Below are 25,856 nucleotides of genomic sequence, written 5' to 3' on the forward strand. Positions count from 1 at the left end.
GTTTCACGAGGACCTTCGGCTGGCAACCGGCAAACCTGAATACAAACAAAAAAGGCAGATCCTTAGTTGGCTCTGCCTTTTTTTCTCATGGCTCCCTGAATGCCGTTGTTCTCGTGCGTGGTCATTCGCCTAAGTAGTTTGAAGCCCGCAGGGGAAGATGCACGCACATTCGAGAGACCAAGAAGATCGTTATCGTTTTTTCTATATAACTATACAAATAGCATGCCAGAATCGATAAAAACCGGCAAAAAGTAGTATATTAATAATAAAATCAATATTTTAAGATAATATTGGGATTCGATCAGAAAGGTGGTTATGACTTTTAGTTCACATCTGTTTATGGAAATGTTTACATATTTGCCAATTATTTGACATATCCCCGGTTTGAAAAGCGCGGTTTGCCCCAAATTGAGGCGCATGGTCTATTTAAGAAAGGGAAAAAAAGAAAAGGGCGTGCCGCAGCCGCCCTTTTCTTGCGGATCCTGTGTTATGGCTATCTTTAAATTTGTATTATTTTACAAATGGAAAAATATCGGTGTATCCGGCAATATCTGTCGCTAACAGGACCAGAAAAACAATGAGCAGCGCAATCAAAAGCAATGTGAAAAAACCCGTGCCACCGGCGGGAAGCTCCTGCAATTGATCGGCTGCCCGGGTCGCCTCTTCATCTGTAAGGCTGTCAATACGGTTTTTAGCCTCCTGGGGATCAACACCCTGTGATAGCAACATGTTTTTCACATCTTCACGCGCCAGAATGCTTTGAAGATAGTCACGGGCTTCTTGAGCGCGCTGGATATCAATGGCCGCCTCGGTCCCAACCATGGCCGCCATAGCGGATTGCAACGGGCCGGAGAGCATTAGCATGAAAATAGCCATAAAACATCCGATCGGTTTAACACTGGAGCGAAAGTGCTTCATAATGGGTCTCCTCCTTAATGGCTAAGGGACAACTGTGAAGCCCTTATATTCAATCTAAAAGTGGTTGTCAAATCTATTGCTACAGAAACTATGCGACTATCCGATCTGCGCCTTTTCTGCTATACCCGTTTTATGTTATAAACCGGCGCATAACCACTCCAAATCAAAAATGCTTATGATGAAAGCCCTATCGATCACCTTCATCTTTTTGGTTTTAACTTTGCCAGCCGGCAGCTGCTGTTATGCTGATACGGGTGCTGCTAGTCTGCATGCCGGATTAAATTTAAAGGTCCCTTCATCAACTGCGAATACGCTAAATATTGATAGTGGAACGCAAGCGGCAAAGAATGGCTCGGTGCGCTGGTTTAACAGGCAGCGCGATACCGAGCTAAAAGGGGTGGCACTGATTATTCATGGCCTCAACTGTCGCCCGGATAAAATGAAAGCCATTATCGACGTATTAAACACCAGCGGAATCGATTGTTTGAATCTGTCGTTGCGCGGTCACGGCATCAATTTTGCGCCGATTGATAATAAAAGTCCGGATGAGGCCCGCATGGTTGCATTCAAATCGGTATCATACCCGCTGTGGAAGACCGAAGCGTATAACGCCTATCAGATGGCGAAGAAAAGAAGCATATTATACGGGGAACCCATGTTTTTAATTGGCTTTTCGATGGGCGGGCTGCTGGGCATCGATATGATGGCATCAAACCCAAATGTAAAATTTGACAAAATGGTGCTGCTAGCCCCGGCAATAGCTATGCTGCAGAGAAATTATCTGATACAAGTTTTTTCGCCTTTTCCGAGTCTCGTTATACCCAGCGTCGGGCATAAATCCTATCTCGCCAATGACGGCACGCCCATGGCGGCTTACAATGCGCTGTTTGACATGCATGCCCATTTTGAAGATCATCTGGATCCCCAAAAAATAAATATCCCCTCCATCGTCTTTATCGATGCAGAGGATGAACTGGTTTCATATGCCAGTATGCAGGAAATGGTCCAGAAACATGATCTTGATCAATGGACGGTTCATCCAGTTACAAAAGATAAGACCGCAACCGAGGTCGACATGCACCACCTCATTATTGATGCGGTTTCCGTCGGCAGTCATATGTGGCAGGAAATGGTGGACGCTATCATTGTCCATCTTTCAAGCGAACAACCCAAATTTAATCAAGAAAATCAGCCAGATTGAAAAAGGTGTTCAGCGGTTTTGAACTGAATTAATCTCCCATCGCGCCGGGCTGCCACAGGTAATAAAAGCCCGCCTGATAGGATGTCAGGGATTCAGGGAGATCAAGGGATACGATTGACATGCCCTGGCCTTCATAACGTGAGGTAGATGTATTGTACAGGTTGTCGTCCGGAAATTCGGTGCGGCGATAAACGACCACTTTGGCATTTTCCGGCAGTTCAGCCAGACGTTTGGCCTCGTGGACCGCGTCCGGGAGATAGCCTACCCGGTCAATCAGACCCAGCTTCAAAGCATCATCGGCTAAGAAAATACGGGCTGTCGATATCTGTTCTAAGTGCTGGGAATCGATCCGGCGATGCGCATCAATCAGATCTAAAAATCGTTCTCCCAAGCGATCAATCAGGTTTTGAACAATTTGTATTTCTTCCTCGGTCGCCTGCCGAAAAGGCGACCCCATATCTTTGTTTCTTCCCGTTTTGCGCACCTCAACCCCAATGCCGATTTTATTCATCAGCCCGGCCACATCCGGTCGTAAAAAGACAACGCCCACTGAACCGGTCACCGTTGTTGGATGCGCCAGAATATAATCAGCGGGAAGCGATATGTAATAGCCGCCCGAGGCGGCGACATTCATCATCGCGACCACTACTTTTGCCCCAGTCTTTTGTTTGAAAGCGACAATTTCATGGTACAAGATGTCACTGGCGGTAGCCGACCCTCCGGGTGAATTGATCTTCAAAAGCAGGGCTTTGATTTCCGGGTCTTTTTCGGCTTTGCGCAGGTGCGATACCACTTCTTGCAGCATGCTTGGCCGCGTCGTCACAATTCGCCGCCGGGGCGCATCGGATATCGTGCCTCTGATATGAATGACGAGCACTTTACCTGTGGCAGTGCCCTCCAAGGTGTATTCCTGCAGGGGATCAGCAGCGCTGGAAAAAAGCCTTATCTTAGCCCCCTGGCAGCCGAGAAATAGCAGCACCGCCATAGCCGCAAACAAGACGATAAGTTTTCGCATTTTATTTTCCTTAAAATTGGTTTTTACCAGCAAAAGATAGGGAAACACGAACAAGCTGTCAAGAAATTGCAGGGATCTAATATCGCCCCTGACCTGTAAGACTAAAGTGCTTGACAAAATAGCGAGGCCCCATGATAACCCAAAGGCTTGCGTACCGTATAATAAGTTGAATTGCCAGAACTCAAGAAATCAACCATGTCTCGACGCTGGATCATATTTATACTGGCCACATCCCATTTTTTCCTGTCCCAGTTTTACCGGACATCAAACGCGGTGATTGCCCCGGAGCTGATCCGGGACCTATCCCTGAACACAGAGGAACTGGGATTATTGTCGGCTTCATTTTTTTATGGGTTTGCCTTAACGCAAATTCCGATCAGCGTGCTTCTGGATAAAGTGGGCCCCAGATGGATGATGACGGTTCTCTCTTTAATGGGTGTGGTGGGCGCCGTATTGTTTTCCATTGCCGATTCTTTGGGCTTTGGCTTAATTGGGCGGGTCCTGCTGGGGGTCGGCATGGCCTGCAATTTAATGGGCACATTTAAACTGTTAACCGAATGGTTTGAACCCCTGGTATTTGCCACCTTAACAGGCCTGGTGGCTTCAATTGGAACGTTTGGCAACATGGTTGCCGCTACGCCGCTGGTCGTACTGGTAGATCAATTCGGGTGGCGCCTCAGCTTCCAGCTGATTGCCGGAATTAATTTAATCTTAACATTGACACTATTTTTGGTCGTGCGCGATCGGCCTGAACACTCCTCAAGTCACACGGTAAGCAGCGCAGCAGCGATCAGTCTGGCTCAGGCGTTTTCCAATCTGGCCCTGCTCCTAAAAAACAAAAGCTACTGGATCATCTCATACGCCACGTTGGTTCGCTACGGGACCTTTGCCGCTTTTCAGGCGTTGTGGGCCGGGCCGTTTTTGATCGAAGTCATGGGCTATTCAGCCATCCGAACGGGTAACCTGATATTGCTGATGAATGTGGGCCTGATTATTGGAAGTCCATTATGGGGAGCGCTGTCGGACAGGGTATTCAAATCGCGCAAAGGACTAATTGTTTTTTGCCTGCTGATGATGGCAGCTATTTCACTGGCACTGACGACCTTTTCTGCAAAAACCGGGCTGTTATTGATAGCGACCGTTTTCTTTATGTTTGGGCTGGCGGCATCCGGCGGAATGTTGATGTATCCGCATATCAAAGACCTGATGCCGCAGGAAATGGCAGGGGCCGCCATGACCGGCATTAATTTTTTTAACATGCTGGGCCCGGCGATTTTTTTGCAAGGGTTGGGGACTTTAATGCAGCATCTGTACCCGGATGCCTCGCGCGGCCCGGCGGCCTTCGATGCGTCGTTTTTGTTATGCCTTGTTTGTCTGGTAAGTGTGACAATACTTTACGTTTTCACAAGGGAAAAAAATAAGGGCCATTCATAAAGCTATTACAGTGGACGCTCTGTCTTCTTTGGGGCCAAAGGTGGCACTTCAATTAAGCAAATCCGCTTTTTTTAAAATGGCCTTAATTTCTGATTTTTCGCTTTTTGAGGAAGGCAGCAAGGGCAAGCGGGGATCGCCGCCGAAATAGCCCAGCATATCCATAGCCTTCTTTAACCCCGGCACACCATAGACGGCAGTCACCGCCTGGTTAACCGGCAGCATTTTAAGCTGCAACTGTCGGGCGGCATCCAAATCGCCGGCCTTTACCAGATCCAAGATGGCCACGCACTGTTGCGGAGCGACATTGGCCAGGGCGTTAATGCCCCCCACACAGCCGATAGTCAGACCGCTGAATAATACACCGGCCGTTCCCACCAGCACATTAAACTCTTTGGCGGCTGCATTTATGATCTCCCCCAGTTGAATGACATTGCCGGAGCTATCCTTTAGACCAATGATATTGGGGTGCTCGGAGAGGTGGGCAACCAAATTGGCTGCCAAATTTATGTGGGTGAATTTGGGGACATTGTATAATAAGATCGGGATCGGCGATTGATCCGCTACGGCTGTATAATGTTTGACCAGGGCGGCTTCGTTCATTCGACCGCCATAATAGTGGGGTGAGATCACCAGGGCGGCATGGGCTCCCAGTTTGGCACAGTCTTCAGTGAGCCTTAGTGTCTCAAAGGTGGATTCGCAGCCCGTCCCGGCGATAATCCCCATCTTATCTCCAGCCGATTGAACGACGGTATCGACAACCGCTCGCTTTTCCTCTTCAGAGAGGGCCACATATTCACCATTTGACCCCAATACCACAAACCCCTTCAAACCGGTCGCGTTCCAGCGTTCGATATTGTCTGCCAGCTTGTCATAAGCCACTTTTTCATTGATAAAAGGCGTCGGAATCGGGGGAAAGATGCCGTTCAAGTCAATCTGGGTCATTTTCATATCCTTTTAATTTATTTTGACAGGATCAACCGGCCGGTTGCTGGTCTCTGGCTGCTGGCTGTCAGTACCGGTCATTGGCTCTTCGCCAGTAGCCAGCGGCCGAAGTATTGAACCTCTGAACCAGAAAATTACTGAACAATCTCTGAAATATGACAGACTTTGATGTTAAGACCGTGTTTGCGCACACCATATGACAGGTGCATGATACAGGCCGGGCATGAGGTGACCAACAGGTCCGCACCGCTTTCTTTCACATTGTTCATCTTGCGTTCCAGTACCTGCTGGGACAGCTCATAATGCGCAAACGCATAAGAGCCAGCACCGCCGCAGCACCAGTCTGCTTCAGGTAGCGGCCGGTATTCAACGCCCGGCAGACGATTCAAAATTTCACCGGGCTCGGCTGCAAGCCCCTGTCCCCGCGTCGCGTGACAGGGATGATGATAGGTCACGCTGACGCCGGTGTTTGACGTGGTGGCTGTCACTTCGTTTACATGAATCAATTCTACCATATCTTTTACGCGGGCGGCGACCGCTATCGCCCTGTCATGTTCCCCTAAGGTTTCGCGAAAAAGCCGGTGATAACTTTTCAAAAAAGAAGCACAGCTGGAGCAGTCCGTGACAACGACATCGAAATTTTGCTCGCTGAGAATCGGCAGGTTCCGGCGGGCCAGCTTGCGCGCCGCTTTCAGATCACCGTACGACCAGGCGGGCAGGCCGCAGCAACCATTGTCCAGAACATGCACTGATTTGCCGATCTTTTTCAACAGCCGCAGGGTCGCCCGGCCGGCCGCCTGACTGATAATATCAACACCGCAACCGACAAAATAGCCAATGCGCAGGGATTGGCCGCTACCGCTGTGGGCTCTGGTTTTGATTTTATCCCGCAACGGTCGTGTGGGAAATCGCGCGACAATCTCATTGGCATGCTCAAAATCACGCCCGAAAATTTTTAATAATCCCAGGGCCTGCGCCAGATCCGCCACACGGGTATTTTTTCCGAGCGCCACTGCACGCGCAGCCAGATGCAGTCGTCGCGGATATGGCAACAGATGGTCAAAGAGCAGACGATGAATCGATTTGCGACCCACTTTTTGCAGATACTGCGCCCGGGCCTTGATGATCAATTCAGAAGTGGGGATTGCGGGAAAACAGTTGGCTGTGCAGGCGCCGCAGAGCAAACAATCAAAAAGGGGAGCCTCGATGTCCGGGCTCCACTCTAAACGGTCCTCGATAATGGCTCGCAAAAGCGCCAGCCGTCCGCGCGCAACGCCGGTCTCGTGGCCGGTGGAGCGGAATATCGGGCAGGCCACCTGACAGAACCCGCAGCGGTTACAATGCGATATCTCGTCGTAATGTTCGGAAATGGTCATGATATATTTTCTTAAATACAAAAACCAGAAGCTATCTCAAAAATAGTAGATCACGTCCAAGGGTCCGCCTCCGGCGGATTAGATGCATTTTTGAGATTGCTTCTAAACTTTTCCCGGCAAACGACCAGGTGAAAATACATGCTGCGGGTCCAGGGCGGCCTTGATACGGTGCATCACCTTCCATTGCGGCCGATCGACTCCGAAAACATCGTTATGCGTTTTGAAATCAGCGGACGCTTTTTCCATGACCACATGCCCGCCCAGTCGATCGCCGAGGCCCCACAGCTGAGCCCACAGAGCATTGGACAGGTTTTCAAAGCCGGCCAAGATGCGGCCGCAGCCGACATCTAAGAATAATTTGGCGTCCGGCACCTGTTTATCCAGCACCTGAACAAACCCGATCGTCTGGTCAAGGGGAAGGTCAGCCCGCAGAATGAAAGCTGCCTGTGACAGCTCTGCATAGACATTTTTGAAAATGCCATCCTGAACATAATAATCTTGTTCCGGGTTTTGGGTCAAACCGGCCTTATCACATAATATATGTGTTCTTTTAATTTGCTCGGTAACGGTTTTATCAAACCCCTCAAATCCGAACGCCAATTTGTAGCGTCGGCGGGTGTCTTCATCCGCCTGCCCATTTGCCGGCCGCATGACAACAAAAACCGGTATGAGTTGAGATGTGATCACCTGCGACGCAAGAGCTGCGCAGGCCGATAAGGATCCTTCTACCGTTATGGCGCTGCAGCGCTCGGGTATGGTCATTGTACGACAGGTCACTTCGGTAATCAGGCCCAGGGTCCCGGCAGAACCGATCATCAAACGCGTCATATCATAGCCGGCGACATTTTTGACAACCTTACCGCCGGCTGAAATTGTCAGACCGCTGCCGTTTAAAAAGTGTAGGCCCAAAACAAGATCCCGCGGAGCACCGTAGTGCATGCGTTCGGGCCCGCAGGCGGCCAGCGCCATTACACCGCCAATAGAATGATCTTGTAGCGCGAAAGAGGGCCGCAGGGGCAGCCACTGGTGTTGCTCTGCAAGTTGCCGTTGGAGAACATCAAGGCCGACGCCGGCCCCTACCGATACAAACTGATTGTAAGGGTCAAACTCAAAAATCCTATCAAGCACAGCGCTATTTAAACGGTCACAGTCACCAATGGGCACGTTGCCAAAATGCGGAAACGTACCGCAGCCGGTGGGTATCAAGGCCTTTCCCCTGGCAGCTGTACTTTGAATCGTCTCGCTCAGTTCCTTTTCAGCCGCACTCTGATAGTCTGTGCTGACAATCGGCGATCGCAAAGAAGTTTTATGGGTGCTTTCTTCTGAAGGGGATAGCGGAATGACTTTACCGGGATTTAACAGTCTATCCGAATCAAAGGCTTGCTGTACGCCCCTTTGGGCAATGAAATCCAATTCTGAAAAAACCAGACGCATGGCATCAATTTTTTCAAGACCAACGCCATGCTCACCGGAAATGGTGCCCCCCAGTTCGACACAGGCCTGCATGATTTCCCAGCCCGCTTTTTTCACCCGTTTGAGCTGATCGGCATCCCTGGAATCGAAAAATATCAATGGATGCAGATTGCCGTCTCCGGCATGAAACACATTGCCATGCTTAAAATCGTATTTAGCAACGATCTGCGCCACCCGCGCCAGCGCCTCGGGCAATTTGGTTCGCGGCACCGTGCAATCGTTGACCAGATAATTGGGGGCCAGACGCGCCACCGCACCGAATGCGCCGCGCCGGCCTTCCCAGAGGCGATTGCGCTGGGCGTCATCTTTGGCCTCACGAATCTCACGGCAATGATTTTGACGACACAGCTCGCTGATTTGAGCGACCTGGTCCTTAAGGCCGACAGAAAGCCCTTCGACTTCTACGATCAGCACCGCCGCTGCATCCCGCGGATAGCCGCAGGCATAACTGTCTTCGACCGCATTGATGATCGGGGCATCCATCATTTCAAGCGTAGTGGGTAAAATTCCGGCCGAAATAATATCCGATACCGATTCAGCCGCATCGCCAATATCATCATAGACAACGAGCAGAGTGATAATTTTTTCAGGCAGCGGTAGGATGCGCGCCGTGACTTCAGTTACGATTCCCATGGTGCCCTCACTGCCGATCAGGGTGCCGCGAAGGTCATATCCCGGCGGGTCATAAGCGCAACCGCCGACGTGAATCATCTCACCATTGGAAAGAACAACGTCCAAACCCATGATGTGGTTAGTGGTCACACCATATTTTAAGCAGCGGGGGCCACCGGAATTTTCACCGACATTGCCGCCCAGGGTCGCCACTTTCTGACTGGCGGGATCGGGTGCATAGAAAAAGCCCAAGGGTGCCAAGGCGTTCTGAAGCTCTAGGTTGGTAACACCGGGTTGTATCACCGCACAGCGACGTTGCGGTGAAATGTCGATGATCCTATTTAAGCGCGACAGACAGATGACCACACCGCCGGATATCAATACGGTGCCACCCGAAAGATTGGTGCCAAACCCGCGCGGCACAAATGGAACCCCGGCGTCACGGGTTACTTTGACGACCCGGGCCACCTCATGGGTGTCGGCCGGAAAAACAACCACACCGGGCTGCCCTTTAGCCAGCGAGGCATCATAGGAATACAATTCGGTTTCTGCCCGTGACACAGAAACCTGGGCCTCGCCGACGATTTGCCGAAGGCTGGATATGAATTCATCATTCAGCATTTATCGACCTTGAGTGTGAAGTGACTAAAGTGATCTAAAGTGACTAAAGTTAAAAAATTCTGTCGTATTTTAAAAGATGGAGCAACGCGAGAACTTAGCTTTAGTCATTTCGAACTTTAGTTCAATTTAGTTCACTTTCCGATTCAAACTCAATCAAGCATTCAGCAGGGACATGGCAGCCTCGGAACCTGCGGCCAGATCGGTTTTGCAATCCTGCACCGCCAGCGCCCGGCTGATAGCCGTCAGGAAAAAGAGGACATTTTCTGCTGATGAAGAATATCCCATTAATCCCACGCGCCAGACCTGGCCGGCCAACGCTCCCAGACCTGCCCCGATCTCAAGATTGAAGGTTTCTAACAAATAAGTGCGCACCCTGGCTTCATCAACCCCTTCAGGCACGCGCATTGTATTCAGGGTCGGCAGGCGGTGCTCGGGTTTGACCAGCATATCAAGACCCATTGCCTCGACACCGGCAACCAGTGCCCGATGGTTCTTATAGTGACGTTCAAAACGATCCTGTAGGCCCTCTTCTTCGATCAGCAAAAGGGCTTCCAAAAGCGCATAGTTTAGCGTGCTGGAGCTGGTATGGTGATACACCCGGGGGGAAGATCCCCAGTATTTGTCCAGCAGGGTGATATCCAGATACCAGCTGCGGATCGGATGCTTACGGTTGTGGGCCGCCTCGATGGCGCGATCGCTGAACGTCACCGGTGCCAGCCCCGGCGGAGCGCCGATGCATTTCTGAGAGCAGCTGTAAGCGGCATCCAACCCCCATTCATCGGTTTTGATTTCGAGACCGCCTAAGGAGGTCACCGTATCGAGCATGATCATGACATCATTTTCCTTTGCCAATCGCACGATATCATCCATTGGCTGCTGTACCCCGGTAGACGTCTCAGCATGAACAAGCGCAATAATTTTAAACCCTTTATCTTTAAAGGCATCTTCAACCTGTTGTGGATCCGTTGGTCGGCCCCATTCACCTTCAATGACCGTTACGTCAGCCTCCTGGCGCTCGGCCATTTGGCGCAATCGATCTCCAAAATAGCCGTGTACACAGACCAGAACCGGATCTTCCGGCTCTATCAGGTTGGCCACGCAGGCCTCCATGCCCGATGTGCCGGTGCCCGGGGTGGCATGGGTCAGGCGGTTTTGCGTCTGGAAAACCTGACGCAGAAGGTCACCGATCTGGTCAAGCGCTTTAAAATAGGCCGGGTCCATGTGTCCGATGACCGGCGATGTCAGCGCCCGGTAAACCCTTGGATGAATATCCAAAGGACCGGGGCCCATAAGCTTTCTCAGCGGCGCTTCGGTTGATTGTGATGCCATAGTCAACTCCTTATGTTCAAACGGATTTAAAATTGTGGAAAGGATCTGAACAACTGCGATGACGAATCGTTCGGGCAAACCTTATCAGCAAATCGCCAGTTGATGCCGGCGATATGAGGCGAGTATAAAGAGATGCGACAACACTGTCAATAAAGAGCACCACTCAACTGTCATGTTCCACAAATATATACAAAATCTTGGTATATTTTTAAAACATTATGTTGTTTTTGCATGAGAAAAATTCCAAATCACAAAATCACAAATATCAAATGGTTCGACAAGCCGTTCGACAGGCTCACGGTCCTGAGCAGAGTCGAAGGACTCACCACCCTGAGCAAAGTCGAAGGGCAAATCGCAATGACCAGAATTCAAAATTTCAAATGTTTTGGTAAATGAAAACTTGAGATTTGGGATTTATTTGGCCTGCGACGAGTTCAGGCCAAGTCGTAATTTGGTGCTTGGAAATTGGGATTTTTATTTGGTATAAGATCGATGAGGGTTTCATAAAAGACGCACACAGGGTACATCGCTATAATCATAAATCGATTTTTAAAACAGGTTTTTTAGCCATGGAAATATTAGAAAAAATACCGGTCAAGATCGCCCCCAAAAAGGTCGCTAAAATTCTGCGTCTGGATTCCGACAGGGACGCTCAGCTCGTCCAACAGCTGATCGCCATGGCCCAGACCCATATTGCACCCAGGGCGGCGTATAAGCTTTGTTATATTGATGAAAAAATGGATGATGCCGTCATCGTTGAGGGCCTGCATTTTAAAAGCAAGGTGTTGCGCAAAAACTTAGATCCCGTTGAGCGCCTGTTTGCGTATGTGGTGACGCTTGGGCCCGGTCTGGAAGAGGAGATCCAAAAGTTAGATGACCCCTTGGAAAAATATTATCTGGATATCATCGGCAATGTGGCGTTAAACGGGGTTCGCAAAAATCTGCAGGAACACCTGTGCAAACAGTTTGGCCTGGAGAAAATTTCCTTTATGAGCCCGGGATCGCTGCAGGAATGGCCCATTGAAGAACAAGGCCAACTTTTTCGCCTGCTCACAGATGTAGAAGACGCCATTGGCGTCCGTCTGACGCCGTCCTTTTTAATGATCCCGACAAAGTCTATTTCCGGGATTTATTTTCAGACCGAAGTTTCCTTTTTCAACTGCCAGCTGTGCCAGCGCGGAAAATGCCCGGGCAGAAAAGCACGCTATGATGAAAAACTGGCCCAAGACTACGGAATAAAGGAATAAATTCAGGTAGGATTATCGATTTTCGTTCACCGCAGAGACGCAGAGATCGCAGAGTTAAGTTTCATTTAGTTTTCCGTTGAGAGGACGGAAAACTAAAAAAGCTCTCTTAGCCTATTTTTGGACAAGCTTCTAATTCTAAGTATTTATTGATCATAAGCTATTTTACCCCATAAAACCGACTTTATTTCAAAAGCTATTTGACGCAGGCAGATTGTTTGGTCTGATTTTCCCTCTCAGGAAATCAGACCAAGAAAAAATATTCTCTGCAATCTCTGCGTCTTTGCGGTGAAGGTTATGTTATTGCGAGGCGGGCTGTTTCAGGCGGGACAGACGTTCTTTGGCAAAATCGTATTCCAGCCAGGTATCCATAAAAGAGCCCAGAGCCTCCCGGTAGTGTTTGATGGCCTTTTGTTTGTCGCCGGCCCCTTCAGCCCAGAGCCCGACAGCCGTGTGAGCGGTCAATAGGTTTTCGGGGCTCTCACCGGCCTGCTCGAGCAGCGATCTTTCGGTCAGATTACCCAATAGATAATCGCTGATGATCAGATACCACGGGTCCATGGTTCGGGCCGTAAATGCTTCAAGACTTGAGCGGGCTTCATCGGCCTGGCCCTGTTTGTTTAAAATCCCGGCCTGTAGAATTCCCAGACTCATGCGATCTGCGTTTTGACGACCGCCGCTATCTAAAAAAGTACGGATGTATTCAAGTGCTTTATCCCAATCTCCATCGGCGGCGCTGTAAAAGGCCAAGGCCACGAAAACCTTACGATTGTCCGGGTATATTTCCGATATTTTGGCAAGCACTTCCCGTTTTTCCTTGATCGCGACACTCTGATCGATAAATTTGGCCATCAATAGGGGCAATTCAGCTTTAATCTTAGCGTCTTTTTCCAGCTTTTCCGCGACGCTTTTGTTAAACGTCTCAATGTCCTTGTTATAGGTCTTCCATTGCGCTTTGGTTTTGAGTGCCTTGCGGCGACGTTTTTGCAGCTGCTCCAGCTTGGCGCGCACCACAAAAAACTCCCAGGCGTCCGTATCGGCGGTCAACACCGCTTCTCTGAGCAGCTTTTCAGCGCCTTCCCAATCCTGTCGCTCAACCCGGATCAGGCTGATGGCATAATACAGCCAGCTTTTTTCAGCATCTGTGTGCCAGCTATCCAGGGCTGACACTTCATCGATTAAGTCCTCTAAAACCCGGACCAGATGCCCCTGGAATTCAGCCGGTGAGCGCCAATCCAAAGCCAACAGCTGCTCACGATAAGGACTGTTGGCACCTTCACCGGCTAGCCAGTCAATTAAAAACTGCATCAGTCGGGCTTCTGGATTGGCAGGATCCATGGAAAGGGTTTTTGAAAAAAGCTTGGCAGCACCCTTGTTATCCCCGGTGCAATAATGCATCATGCCGGCCGCCATGATCATTTCCGGCTGCGGGTTGCCCTTGAGTTCTTCATCGGCGAGCGTCTGGGCCTCGGCCCACAAGCCTTCAGAGGCCTTTTTCTTGATTTCTTCAAGTGTTTTTTCGATTGAAAAATCAAGCTCACCATTCCACTTGGCCTGACCGGCCTTTAATTCTTCAAGAAACTGGGCGGCATTGGTAATGGGTAAAACCATGCCCAGATCCCAGCGAGGCGTTGCGGCCTGCATCATCCCTTGAGCCACATCCATAGCAACACCGGCAGCAATGCCAATCACCTTGCCGCGCTCATCGATGAACGGCCCCCCACTGTTGCCGCCATACAGAGAGGTATCAACCTGGATCACATTTTCGAAAGACCGGCGCACATTGCCGCCGGTAACACTGGCGTTGACGGCCTCATCCTGGGTTCGGCTGCCCAGGGGAAACCCGATGGTAATCAGTCGCGAGAGCTTGGGAACACTTTTAGAATCCAGTTTTATGTCCAACGGCAGCGGTTCCATCCCTTGCGGCACCTGATCAATCTTTATGACGGCAAAATCATCCTTGAGCGGTGAGGTAATCACCTGACGGGTTTGAACCGGTGGCTTGGGTACACCGGCGATAGACAGGCGGGGTTCGGATTCGGTGCTAAACGCATTCTCGATAAAATAAACGTCGGTCAGATCCGGGCTTTCGATCACGCGCGAGACGCGGTTAAAGGCCCGCGCGCCTTCAAACCATAGATAGATACGGTATTTTAGTTCCGGTATCTTATCAACCGCGGTAAAATGCTGAACAGTGGCCAGAAGGGTGGTGTCTTCCAACCAGGGGCACACCACGTGACGGCTGGTCAGCATATAGCCGTCGCTGTCCACCAAAAAAGCCGTCCCCTCAGCCATATTGCGGTACATCTGCTCATTTTCGATTTCCAGCCAGTACTCTACCAGGATAAAACCGACTGCTGGTGAATATTGATTGGCATAATCCTCCAGACGGTTTTCAAATCCGGTCTTGCGTTGGCTAAGCTGATACCAGGCCATAAATCCGGCCATCGATAATATGATGATTAACACCGCCAAAATGCTGATGCGATTCTGAAGCCCTTTGATAGTCAACCTGCGGGCAACAGCTGCCGGTGACGGCACAGGCTCGGGCTTTTCATCAACAGGCTTTTCTTTGATGCGTGCAAGGGATATGGCCACCTCGGCCATGGACCGCGGGCGGATGTCCGGATCATCGGCCAGCATGACTTTCAGCAGGACTTTGGCGGCCTCCGGCAAATTGAGCTCGTCGACTTTGACCAGATAATCAGTTGTATCCAGATCCGCAGACAGCATCTCGACGAAAATTTTTCCCAACGACCAGATATCGCTTCTGAAATCAAGGGGGCGGTGGTTGACAATATCCGGGTGGACGTTCAGCAATTTTTTGAGCATGGGCCCGGGCCGGTCATTTTTGGGATCAAAAAACCGTGAAAGTTTGTAGTCAACCTTGACCTCAAGCTGTCCGCTTTCAGCGCGCACCAGCATAATATCGTTTAAAATCAGATGCGGTATGACGTAACCCTCCTGGTGCAATACGGTCAGGATGGAAGCCATCTGAAAAAACAGATCTAAAGCTATCTGACGATCCTGCAGCCGCCCGGAAGTCAACAAGGCACCCCAGCTTTCTGAGTCAATCCATTCGCTAATGCGGTACCACAGCCCGTCGGTAGATTTTCGAATGGCGTAATGGCGCACAAATCCTTTATCGGGCAGTTTTTTGAGACGTTCCAGCTCCTGGGTAAGTCTGGCGGCCACTTTTTCATCGACCCCCGCCTGGGGCGTAAACAGGCGGATCATCACCATCTCACCGGTTCGTTCCCGGATGGCCCGGCACAGAAAGCTGGAATGACCTTCGTGTAGAATATCGACGATACGGTAATCGTCGATGTATTTGCGGCCCTCGCCGATTTCATTGCCGCACGACGGGCAAAGCGTAATTTCTTCGGCGACTGGCTGGTCACATTGGGGGCAAAGTCTCATTTATTCCATGCAAGATTAAGGTTGTATCGTATTATGATCTGCAGGCCATAGTACGCAAAAAACGACCCGGCGAAAAAAGATGCCGCCTGTTTAAAGCTCTACTTTCATTTAAAAGCAGGAGTCAAGCTCCAGGATGGATAACCTTCGGAGCCGAATATGTTAGGGCAATATATCAAACGGAAGCATTTCGTTTCTGGACAAAAATTTATTGATGAAATATTTCCAAACTTTTCAATAAATTATATCTAACCAAATGCTAAATGTCAATCAAGGCCTTAGACCGATTTGGCCGCCACATGAATTCAACGGGACAACAAACGCCCCGGCAGCGAAAGCAAAAAAGTGTATAATGGCGACAGCTTGCGCCAAAATAGGATGGGATGCAACAAATAAGAAGGGCTATGGTGGTAGATTTTTTTTACGATGCTTTTTAGATCATCGCCACCAAGTAATTTGACAATAGCCGGATTTTGACTACCCAGCATGTTGACCAATTTTTCGTAACCCTCGTTGGATAATTTTTCAAACAGGTATCTGTTGATATGGGAAACTTCTATGGGTTTGAGCATAGCCGATTGCCAGCGCAGGTCATAGTCATCGTTTTGGATGATACTTTGGGCTGCGTGGTATCCGGATCTGAAAGCGTACATCAAGCCAAAACCAGACAGGCCATCCTGAAAGCCGCCTGCCTCGCCGACATAATAGCGGCCATCAATTCTGGCGCTCTTTAAGAAATTCAAGCTCAAGGGGGCGGCAAAGCGATGCGCAATGGTTGAAATTTTAACATTAAATATTTCTTCAAAGCGTTTAATGCTCCGATCCAAACGCAGCTCATGATCTGTTCTTTCGATTGGATTGATGACCACCAGCTGCCCGATTTTATCCGCTACTGTAATATAAGTATACATTTTATGCGACAGCCGGTCATCATACAAAACGATAACAGAATCCGGGTGATCAAATGGGAAAGAAATGCCGGTCATCATAAAGTTGGGTTTATGTTTTCCAATGGCAACGATCGTCGCATCATTGACGGTGAGCGTTGACTTAAACGTGATGGGGATATGGGCATCGATCACCTGTTTTTGAAGAGCACGGTCAATAGCGCCTTCCATCGGCCCTCTTTTTAAAAAATACATCAGGGGTTCAGAAGATTTCTTTAGGCACCTTTTTAAGGAGGGGCTTATAAATTCAAGAGAATACCAGGGTTTTACATAAAAGTTGCCGGTGATGTTAAATTTTTTCAATGCCGCTAAGGCATCTTCTTCGAAAATCCAGTTTTCCATTAATTGAAAATCACCTGTCGATTTACCGCAAAATTCTTTGCGCTCGTGTACTTCGACATCAATTCCCGCCTGTTTCAAATTAATGGCGGCTGTCAAACCGGCGATACCACCGCCTAAGATTTTAACTGGTTGCATCATATAAAAATCGATAACAATTTGAGGTTAACCCAATGACTGCTAAATACTTATTTAAAAAAAGTATTAACAATACCTTTTAATGAAAAAATATCCTGCGGATTTTTGGTTTCGGCAATCATACCGGCCAGCATTTCTTGCGCATAGGTGCTGGTACCGAATCGGCCAATGATAAAATTGTTAAGCCAGGGCCGGGACAGCCGTTTTTCAGCCATCCGATAACCGCGATAGCGGGGCTTTAACTTTGATTTCACATTTTGGCTGTACTGGTTGAGCTTGCTGAGGTCCTCTGATGCCAATGCGGCGCTGACGGCCGCAGCCGCCATTTGACTGGATTCTATGGCTTTGCCGATCCCCTCACCTAAGTAGGGTAAGGTCGTTCCAATGGTTTCGCCCACTGCGACGACCGGCCCGTTGACATAAGGGTGTGCACCTTCAAAATCACATCTCAAAGCAGCCGCTTGCAAAGCTGTTCTGTGATCACTCTGGCGCATTAATTCCCTGGCCAGCGGAAAGGCATCCACAAACTTATAAAACGCTTTTTTTAAATTGATGTTGCCTTTCTGAACATAATGCAATCTTATTCCACACCCCACATTGTATTCATTATCTTTTAAGGGAAAAATCCAGCCATAGCCCGGAACAATAGATTTATCATAGGAAACAATTAATCGATCGATTGGGTACGTTGAACGAACATAGCATCTGAGCGCTACAGCGCTGGGCCGTTTCTGGACTGACCACTTCAAATGACGAAACAGACGGACATTCACTCCGGTTGCCAACATTCCAATACGTGCCCGATATCGTCGATCACTTCCCTGGATGGTAAAAGTTACGCCACCATCCGATTCAGTGGCCAGCCAATTTGCTTCACCAAAAGCAAAAACAGCACCCCGCTCAACAGCATTTTGGGCAATGATCGTATCTAATATACTTCGCTTAATGGTTAAAAATTCACCGGGTATATCAACTTTGTTTCTGGACGGGCTAAATATTGAGCAAGTACTCTCCTGGTGACTGTGCGACCGAATCTTTCTGCCAATGCCTATAGCATCTAAACAACGTAAAGAATCAGGCAGCAAACCGTCGCCGCATACTTTTTCGCGTGGAAATTTTTTGCGATCCAAAAGCAAAACCTTATAATGTGCTGCTGCAAGGTGGCAGGCCGCAGTTGCGCCCGCCGGCCCAGCACCGATGATGACTACGTCCCAGAGCTGATCCGGTATAGATTGGATATCGGATTGCCAATTTACTTTTTCGTCTAACGCATGCATTTGGAACGGTTAAGTATTGTTTTTAGGCGAGATCAAGACTAAGACCGAATATTAAACAATGGGCAGGGTTATGTAAACAGATTTAAAGATTTTCTATAGAAAGAAAAAGGCATCAAAGCCTGTTTCGATGAGGCAAAGCATATGCCTGTCACCCTATGGCCGCCAACTGATCACCGAATTCAGGTCAATCATGTAGAAGGCATAAAGAAAGAAAATTAAAACCGTTAAACCCGGCAACAATAACCGTAGGGATTTCGGAAAAAAAGCGAGGTAGGTGGTGTATTTCCAGGCGTGTCTTTTTCGGATAAGTGAAACCGTATTCAGCATGACATAACATTCCACTGCAAAGGGCGGGAATCCCAGAAAACCCAGGATAGGCATTTCAAAGACCTTTAACCAGCCCACATAGGGAATGGTATAAACCCATTTCGTGATCGACCAGAAATTCCAAAATTCCCACAGCAGACCGCAAATGGCCCCGGCAACCAGTAAAAGGTAAAACGTCCGCAGGCTCCCCTGCTCCCATTCGCGCATCAAGGAACGCGCGCCAAAACGATGATTTAAAGGCTCAAGCAGAAAAATGAATGCCCCCCAAATCAAAGGGAAATAGTATTGGGGCCAGAGCAGCGGCAGCAGTAAAAAAGCAAGGCCAATAATGATAAAAGGCTTATACCAGCGGGTTGATGGCGAAATGGCCGGCACACGCGAATTTTTGTACAAACCATAGGCTTCCAGCAGCTCTTTGGTTTCAAAGATGGCCGGCAATACGGTCGCAAAGCAAATGGCATAGGCTATCCAGCGAAAAACAGAATTTACCGGCACCATGATGTAGTGCCAGTTGTTTAAAACAACGTTGAGCAACTCAAATACAAGCCAGAACGCAATGGACAATGGCAATAGCTGAAAAAATTTTTTGCGGTGATGAGTCAGTAAAGAAGATCCCTTGCGAAGATAGACCAGCCCGTCAACCGTCAGGATGTATGGCCACCACATCAAAAGGTACAGCTGGTGTTTGCCTCCGTTTAAATTCAGGAGCATTAAAAGATGCGCAAGCACCAAAAGTGCCAGACTGATCCAGGCATAAACCGGAAATCGATAGGTGTCAGACAAACCGTTCATCAGCAGCAGAATTCAAAATGAGATGTGAACACGTAATTTAAGATGATCTTTTCTAAGTCTTGTTTTCGAGTAAAATCCGAATTCGATTCTAAATTATACTCAGTCAGAGGTTCTATAATATCAAACTCAAAAGATCTTTATTCAAGTGAACGGTGATGCAAGGAATTATGCAGATTTAACACTAATAATAATCTTTTTTCATTACCACAAGGTGGCAAATTGTCAACCAAAAAAGCCGATAAATAAGGACAGTTCGCCTTTGCAAATTCGGCCGATTGTGGAATTGACAGCCTTGCCTCATCGTAGTAACGGTAAAAAATCAAGAAATAAAAATTTGCAAAATGGATTTAATCGTATGGGATTGATAAATTTTTTCCGACATTATTATACGGCCTTGCGGTGCAGTCATTTAAGCAAAGATCGTCTCTCTGAAGTTCAGAAGCGACGCTTTCGCCGTCTGTTGCGCCATGCGGTTCAATAATCAAAATTTTATCAGGAACTGTATAGCGGAATAGATATCGACAATTGCCAACTCGGCGATTTGCCCGGTTATTCTGGCCCTGTGCTTTTTTTTGTCAGTCTTTTTATGCTTTATAAATGGCATATAAAAAGCGACCTGTATTTTTACTTTCTAGCTTTCACTCTGGGGCCTATCGCAGAACTGTCGGCCATTTACATCGGCGTTTGGAAGTATTCGAAATCATATTTTATAATTCCAGTCTGGTTGCCATTTGCCTGAGGGATTGCGATGTTAACTATAAAAAAGCTATCTGAAACACTACTGGGAAAAAAATAGTTTTCCCATGGTTCGCTGTCTTCCATTCGCGTGGTATTTGATGAGATCCATTTGTTATGGCGGATGTCTTTTAATTTCTTCTTTCCTGTCCGGATTCTTGACACCCAGTCAAGGTCGCTTTATCCTTCACTTTACACCTTGATTTGCAATTATAAAATTCCGTGGAGAAGATAATGAAAATCATCATCGAGCCGTTTAAAATTAAAAGTGTCGAGCCGCTGCGCTTTACCAGCCGTGAGGAGCGCGAGGCCATCTTAAAGAAAGCCGGATACAATCTGTTCGGCATCCAGGCCGAGGATGTGTTGATCGATCTGCTGACCGACAGCGGCACGGCGGCCATGAGTGCCCACCAGTGGGGCGGTATGATCGAAGGTGATGAGGCCTATGCAGGTTCCAGAAGCTTTTCACGGCTTGAGCAAACCGTCAGGGATCTGACCGGCTTCCGGCACATCATCCCCACCCACCAGGGACGCGCAGCCGAAAAAATCCTGTTCAGCATCGTCGGCGGACAGGACAAAATTGTCCCCAATAACACCCATTTTGACACCACCCGCGCCAATGTGGAGATGAGCGAGGCAGAAGCCCTTGATCTGCCGATCGCTGACGGGCTTGATCCGAACTTGGTCGCTGATTTTAAGGGCAATATGGACCTCGACGCCCTGGAATCCCTGCTGCAAAGAGAGGGTCCGGAACGCATTCCGCTGGTGATGCTGACCGTCACCAATAACGCCAATGCCGGCCAACCGGTTTCGATGGAAAATATTCGTCAAACCGCCGAAATCTGTCGCGCCCATGGCATCCCCTTTTTCCTGGATGCTTGCCGCTTTGCCGAAAATGCTTATTTCATCAAACTCAGAGAGCCCGGTTATGCGAACAAAACCGCCCGGGAAATTGCCCGGGAGATGTTTTCGTACGCGGATGGCTGCACTATGAGCGGCAAAAAAGACGGCCTGGTCAATATGGGCGGTTTTCTGGCGGTCAACGATGATCAGCTGGCCGGCCGGGCCCGCAACATTCTGATTGTCACCGAGGGCTTTCCCACCTATGGCGGGTTGGCCGGTCACGACCTGGAGGCCTTTGCACGCGGGCTGGACGAGGTGTTAGAAGAAGACTATCTTAAATATCGAATTCGGTCGGTTGCCTATCTGGGTGAACATATAGCGGCGCTCGGTGCCCCGATTTTTCAGCCACCCGGCGGACACGCCATTTATATCGATGCCGGGGCATTTTTAGCGCATATCCCGCCGCATCAATACCCGGGCCAGGCCCTGGCCTGCGAGCTCTATCTGGTTGGTGGCATCCGCTCCTGTGAAATCGGCAGCGTGATGTTTGGCAAAACCGACCCGAAAAGCGGCGAATTCAAAGCAGCCCCCCTGGAAATGGTGCGCCTGGCGATCCCCCGCAGGGTGTATACAAAAAGCCAAATCGATTATGTGGTCGAGTGCATTGAATCAGTTTTTGAAAAAAGGGATGAGATCAAAGGCATGCGCATCACTTACGAGCCCCCCATACTTAGGCACTTCACAGCCCAATTCGAACCTTTGTAGAATAGTTCTTTGACAGGATTTACAGGATTTCAAAGATTTTCTTTTCGGCTTTCCGGAAGAAAGCCGAAAAACTCAATCGCCTTCGGCGAAAAAACAATCCCATAAAATTGAAGTTCTCTCAAAAATATACTTTTCTGTCAGTTAACTTGCTGAGAAAAAATAATCCCGTAAAATCCTGTAAATCCTGTCAAAAAAATAATCAGGACTTCTGAAATTCAGCGGCGATGCAGACGGTATTGAAATGAATGTCTACGGTGTCTTTGATGTTGGGGGCATAGCCGCCGGCCATGGTAACAGCTACCGGCAGTCCGGCGTCCCGGCAATACCGCAACACCAGTCGATCCCGTTCTGCCAGACCCTCTTTGCTCACATCCAGGCGCCCGAAACGGTCTTCGGTAAAAGGATCTGCCCCGGCCAGGTAGATGACCGCATCGGCTTTGGCCTCTTTTAAGGACGCCCTTATGCCGTTGTCCAAAGCATCCAGATACACCCGATCATCAGTCCCATCATCCAGGGCAATATCCAGGTCACTTTTTTCTTTGCGGAAGGGAAAATTGTTTTTTCCATGGATCGAAAAGGTAAAAACATTCGGGTCCTTCTGCAGCAGCGCTGCAGTGCCGTTACCCTGGTGTACATCGCAATCTAGAATGAGCACACGCTTGATATGGGTATCCGCCTGAAGCGCTCTCACCGCAATGGCGCTATCATTGAACACACAATACCCCTGGCCCCGGTCTTTGAAGGCATGGTGGGTCCCGCCGCCCAGATGAACTGCAACACCATCATCAAGGGCTGCAAAACAAGCGTCAACAGTGGCCCCGGCCGATCGCCTGGCGCGCTCAACGAGCTCTTGCGACCAGGGCAGCCCGATACGCCGGGTCTCTTTGGCGGTCAACTGGCCTTGCTGCAACCGCTGCAGGTATTCCGGATCGTGAGAGCGGCAGATTTCAATATCGGTTGCCGCGTGGGGGACACATAATTGCTGGGGAGAGAATCGGTTGGAATTTTCAATTCGTTTACGCAGGAGGGCATACTTGCCGATCGGAAAAGTATGATTCTCCGCCAGGGGAATGGTAAATGAATCCGTATAAAAAATTTTCAAACGTTGAATCCAATCCTATTCTTCATCGGGCGGCAGGATGCCACGATATGTACCGGCGTTTTGCAGGGCGGATTTCATCTCATCGATGCTGATACGTTGCGGATCGTAAGAGACTGTATTGGTTTCCTTAAACCACAGCTTGTTTTGCTGAATACCGCTTTCCACCTGTTTGACACCATCGAGCCCATCCAGGGCTGCTTTGCCGACATCGTATCAGCTCACGTGGAATACGACTTGCGCATCCGCCGCGGGCTGCTCGTCAGAGGCAACTGTCATCGCTGCAAACAAAAGCATCAAAATTAACACATTCAAAGGGAATCTTATGAATTTTTTCATCTTTAGGTCCACCTTATTTATACAATTAGCTGCGAAACACAAACCCTTAGTCAATACCGAGAAATTTTAATATTTGAAGCTGCCTTAAAAATAGCAGCTCACGTTCAAGGGCAAGGCGAAAGCCGATTCAAAAGTGGAGTCCGCCTCCGGCGGATTAGTATTCGAGCATTTTGAATTGGTTTTTAACGCAGCCCTTGGGCGTGAGATGCATTTTTAAGGCAGCTTCTAGATGTTGCACTGAAATTGCGCAATAGGCGCCTTCTTAAATTCCGCAAACTCCATAATAGAAGCCAGCTCAACATTATCACCGCCGCGGGCCATTCCAGCAGTAACCAGAAAGTCAAAGCAGCGCATCTCAGGGTTAACCTCCCTGGCTGCCCTTTCGATGCTTAGCAATCCGTTTTGTTTAAAATCCCGCGTAAAGTTAGCCAGGATTCCTTCGGCTTCATCCAGATCGGAAAACGGCAAAACAGTGCTGAATTGATTGACACGGCGGCGGGCAGAAAACCCGCCGACCAGACCAAAATGTTTATTGATGTATTCGCCCATTTTGCGGATGCCGACCTGGGTGGCGGTGTGCCCCAGGTTATCGATCATGCGATCCAGATCCTCCAGGGTAAAGACAACAACAATGTAATGTCTATGCCCGTTATTGCGGGCCAGATCGGTTTGATAGCGCACCTTAAATTGGCGCCTGGAATGCATACCGGTTAATTCATCCTGCAAATTTTCGATGCTGTCGATGATCTCATCGTAAAAGGGATGCTGGAATTCCTCAAAGGCTTCAGGGGTGCCCTGAAAAACTATTTTTTTGCCATAAAGGGCCAATATGTGATCGGAAATGAAAAATACATCCGGAATATCGTGACTGATTAAAACCGCCGTAAAACCATATTTTCTTTTGTATTCGGCGATCATACCCAGGATTGCATTCCGGCGAATGGGGTCCTGGCCGGTGGTCAATTCGTCGAACAAAACGATTTTCGGATCGGTTACCATAGCCCGGGCCAGCGCGGTTCGTTTTTGCATCCCGCCCGAGAGCTCGGATGGGTATCTGTGAGCCACTTCAATGAGCTCGGTTTGCTCCAGACGGGCCATTATCCGGTCATGAATTTGCTTTTTGGTGAGTCGGTTGAATTTTCTCAACGGCATGGCCACATTTTCATAAACCGTTTTAGAGTCAAAAAGCGCGTTGCTCTGAAACATGTAGCTGCACTGCGATAAATAGTCATTCCATTTTTTACGCGACATTTTTTCGATGGGCTGGCCTCGAAAAAGCACACTACCCTCTTCCGGTTTCAGCAGACCGATGATGTGCTTGAGTAGGACACTTTTACCCTCGCCGCTTTTCCCGATGATGGTGGTCACATCACCTTCAGATATGGTTAAGTTGACGCCATCCAGGATGGTGCGCTGGCCAAATCGTTTGGTAACATTTTTAAATTCTATTATAGGAGGGCTCATCATGGCACCCTGTATACAGCCGATCAATTATCAACGTATGCCATCTGATCACATATCACCATCGTTTGTGTCTAACACAGTGCAACTTCTGTCGGCTCTAGGGCAACACTTCGGGCGGGACTTAACGATCACATGGGTGGGGTATCGCTTCATGAGGGCAGGCGACATTCCCCAAAATGGTTACCAACGTCCCGGTAATGAGAAGGGCATCCCAGGGATTACACAATAATTTCTTTGCTGAATAATTGACAAACAGGTCAAAGGACCTGGAACGGTTTAATACCAATACCCTTTATAATATCCTAATCATAAAATGGAATCATGCAAGGCGGGAAATGAGGATAAAGCGGTAAATAGCAGGCGCTGGCAATAAAAAGCAAATAGTTATCTATACCCATGCGGTGGTGACCGTTCACGGTTGCGCGCTCAGCCAGTTCAAGGCGGCTTTCAATATCTGCGCGTAGGTATCATCCTGGGATATCGGATGGTTTTTGGGTACCCGAAAAGAATGATCACCCCCCTCAATGATTTCTAAGTGCCAGTGCGCTTTCAGGCGATCCAGCACCGAATCGAGACGCTCCAGATCACACAGGGCATCACGCGTGCCGGCCAAAAAAAGCATCGGGACCTTTATCTGGTATAGGTGGGCGTCCCGTAATTGGTCCTTTTTTCCGGGGGCATGCAGCGGATATCCCAGAAAAATCAGCTGGCTTACCGGAAGCAGATCTTCGGCCACCATCTGGGAAGCGACGCGTCCGCCCATGGATTTTCCGCAGGCAACAATACTTTGCGGGCTAAATTCGGGATGGGTATTCAAAAAATGATATACACGTTGCCAGGTTTGAACCAGTTTGGCTTGGGAATCGGGAGATTTTTTTCCTTTTTCCTTGTAAAGAAAATTAAACCGCAGCGTCAGATATCCCGCCTGCACAAGTTCCCGGGATACATATTTAATCAGTGGATTATGCATGTCATTGGCGGCACCGTGAGCAAAAATAACACCCCTGGTTTTTTGGCGCTCAAAATTCTCGGGTACCGAAAGGATCCCTGAGACGCTCTCGGTTTCTCCCACCGGGATCGACACATTTTGGGTGATCATTTTGTTGACTCCGTTTTTAAATTTTTCAATACTTTTTTGAGCCAGTAGTGAATTGGCGCCATATTTCTGTAATGCGCAAACACTTAGGCAACGATGGCTGCGGAATAAAA

At 48.8% G+C, this 25,856-nt stretch carries 18 protein-coding genes; 5 read left to right on the plus strand and 13 right to left on the minus strand.

What is annotated here, in order from left to right; translation table 11 throughout:
- Nucleotides 1-510: 510 nt before the first annotated feature.
- Nucleotides 511-918: a PA2779 family protein gene (locus QNJ26_03525; protein ID MDJ0984592.1), complete on the minus strand. Its 408-nt coding sequence runs from the start codon at nucleotides 916-918 to the stop codon at nucleotides 511-513.
- A 175-nt stretch (nucleotides 919-1,093) separates the two neighbouring features.
- Between QNJ26_03525 and QNJ26_03530 the strand changes: the two genes are divergently transcribed.
- Nucleotides 1,094-2,119, plus strand: coding sequence for an alpha/beta fold hydrolase (locus QNJ26_03530; GenBank protein ID MDJ0984593.1), 1,026 nt, complete (start codon nucleotides 1,094-1,096; stop codon nucleotides 2,117-2,119).
- Nucleotides 2,120-2,147: 28 nt separating this feature from the next.
- Here QNJ26_03530 and sppA read toward each other — a convergent pair whose 3' ends face one another.
- On the minus strand, nucleotides 2,148-3,134 hold the full coding sequence (gene sppA / locus QNJ26_03535) for a signal peptide peptidase SppA (GenBank protein MDJ0984594.1): 987 nt from the start codon (nucleotides 3,132-3,134) through the stop codon (nucleotides 2,148-2,150).
- Between the two features lie 195 nt (nucleotides 3,135-3,329).
- On the opposite strand from sppA, the gene QNJ26_03540 reads away from it, so the two are divergent.
- Nucleotides 3,330-4,568, plus strand: coding sequence for an MFS transporter (locus QNJ26_03540; GenBank protein ID MDJ0984595.1), 1,239 nt, complete (start codon nucleotides 3,330-3,332; stop codon nucleotides 4,566-4,568).
- A 48-nt stretch (nucleotides 4,569-4,616) separates the two neighbouring features.
- Here the strand turns inward: QNJ26_03540 and QNJ26_03545 are convergent, their stop codons facing one another.
- The 4 genes from QNJ26_03545 to QNJ26_03560 form a co-directional block, all read right to left on the minus strand.
- Nucleotides 4,617-5,510, minus strand: a complete 894-nt coding sequence (locus QNJ26_03545) for a dihydrodipicolinate synthase family protein (GenBank protein ID MDJ0984596.1) — start codon at nucleotides 5,508-5,510, stop codon at nucleotides 4,617-4,619.
- A 134-nt stretch (nucleotides 5,511-5,644) separates the two neighbouring features.
- Entirely contained in the window at nucleotides 5,645-6,886 is a 1,242-nt protein-coding gene (locus QNJ26_03550; GenBank protein MDJ0984597.1) for a (Fe-S)-binding protein, read from the minus strand.
- 102 nt (nucleotides 6,887-6,988) lie between these two features.
- Complete coding sequence (locus QNJ26_03555; protein ID MDJ0984598.1) at nucleotides 6,989-9,592, minus strand: FAD-linked oxidase C-terminal domain-containing protein; 2,604 nt, start codon at nucleotides 9,590-9,592, stop codon at nucleotides 6,989-6,991.
- 153 nt (nucleotides 9,593-9,745) lie between these two features.
- Nucleotides 9,746-10,921: an aminotransferase class V-fold PLP-dependent enzyme gene (locus tag QNJ26_03560; protein ID MDJ0984599.1), complete on the minus strand. Its 1,176-nt coding sequence runs from the start codon at nucleotides 10,919-10,921 to the stop codon at nucleotides 9,746-9,748.
- A 569-nt stretch (nucleotides 10,922-11,490) separates the two neighbouring features.
- Here QNJ26_03560 and QNJ26_03565 point away from each other — a divergent pair.
- Entirely contained in the window at nucleotides 11,491-12,168 is a 678-nt protein-coding gene (locus tag QNJ26_03565) for a vitamin B12 dependent-methionine synthase activation domain-containing protein (GenBank protein MDJ0984600.1), read from the plus strand.
- Between the two features lie 297 nt (nucleotides 12,169-12,465).
- Here the strand turns inward: QNJ26_03565 and QNJ26_03570 are convergent, their stop codons facing one another.
- From QNJ26_03570 to QNJ26_03585, 4 genes are all read right to left on the minus strand, one after another.
- The gene (locus tag QNJ26_03570) at nucleotides 12,466-15,585 is read right to left on the minus strand and encodes a trypsin-like peptidase domain-containing protein (GenBank protein MDJ0984601.1); all 3,120 of its coding nucleotides are present in this window, start codon (nucleotides 15,583-15,585) and stop codon (nucleotides 12,466-12,468) included.
- Nucleotides 15,586-15,887: 302 nt separating this feature from the next.
- Nucleotides 15,888-17,009, minus strand: a complete 1,122-nt coding sequence (locus tag QNJ26_03575) for an NAD(P)-binding protein (protein MDJ0984602.1) — start codon at nucleotides 17,007-17,009, stop codon at nucleotides 15,888-15,890.
- A gap of 47 nt (nucleotides 17,010-17,056) precedes the next feature.
- The gene (locus QNJ26_03580; protein MDJ0984603.1) at nucleotides 17,057-18,283 is read right to left on the minus strand and encodes a geranylgeranyl reductase family protein; all 1,227 of its coding nucleotides are present in this window, start codon (nucleotides 18,281-18,283) and stop codon (nucleotides 17,057-17,059) included.
- A gap of 153 nt (nucleotides 18,284-18,436) precedes the next feature.
- Nucleotides 18,437-19,402, minus strand: a complete 966-nt coding sequence (locus QNJ26_03585; GenBank protein MDJ0984604.1) for a hypothetical protein — start codon at nucleotides 19,400-19,402, stop codon at nucleotides 18,437-18,439.
- A 969-nt stretch (nucleotides 19,403-20,371) separates the two neighbouring features.
- Between QNJ26_03585 and QNJ26_03590 the strand changes: the two genes are divergently transcribed.
- Entirely contained in the window at nucleotides 20,372-21,745 is a 1,374-nt protein-coding gene (locus QNJ26_03590) for a tryptophanase (GenBank protein ID MDJ0984605.1), read from the plus strand.
- A 199-nt stretch (nucleotides 21,746-21,944) separates the two neighbouring features.
- Here QNJ26_03590 and QNJ26_03595 read toward each other — a convergent pair whose 3' ends face one another.
- Nucleotides 21,945-22,847 carry a histone deacetylase gene (locus tag QNJ26_03595; protein ID MDJ0984606.1) on the minus strand — a complete coding sequence of 301 codons (903 nt, stop codon included), beginning with the start codon at nucleotides 22,845-22,847 and terminating at the stop codon, nucleotides 21,945-21,947.
- Between the two features lie 3 nt (nucleotides 22,848-22,850).
- Between QNJ26_03595 and QNJ26_03600 the strand changes: the two genes are divergently transcribed.
- Nucleotides 22,851-23,150, plus strand: a complete 300-nt coding sequence (locus tag QNJ26_03600; protein MDJ0984607.1) for a hypothetical protein — start codon at nucleotides 22,851-22,853, stop codon at nucleotides 23,148-23,150.
- A 258-nt stretch (nucleotides 23,151-23,408) separates the two neighbouring features.
- Here the strand turns inward: QNJ26_03600 and QNJ26_03605 are convergent, their stop codons facing one another.
- Together QNJ26_03605 and QNJ26_03610 are read right to left on the minus strand one after the other, a co-directional pair.
- Entirely contained in the window at nucleotides 23,409-24,647 is a 1,239-nt protein-coding gene (locus QNJ26_03605) for an ATP-binding cassette domain-containing protein (GenBank protein MDJ0984608.1), read from the minus strand.
- A 412-nt stretch (nucleotides 24,648-25,059) separates the two neighbouring features.
- Complete coding sequence (locus tag QNJ26_03610) at nucleotides 25,060-25,746, minus strand: dienelactone hydrolase family protein (protein MDJ0984609.1); 687 nt, start codon at nucleotides 25,744-25,746, stop codon at nucleotides 25,060-25,062.
- Nucleotides 25,747-25,856 lie beyond the last annotated feature (110 nt).

It is taken from the genome of Desulfobacterales bacterium, from assembly GCA_030066985.1.
In the GTDB taxonomy this organism is placed as follows: Bacteria; Desulfobacterota; Desulfobacteria; order Desulfobacterales; family JAHEIW01; genus JAHEIW01.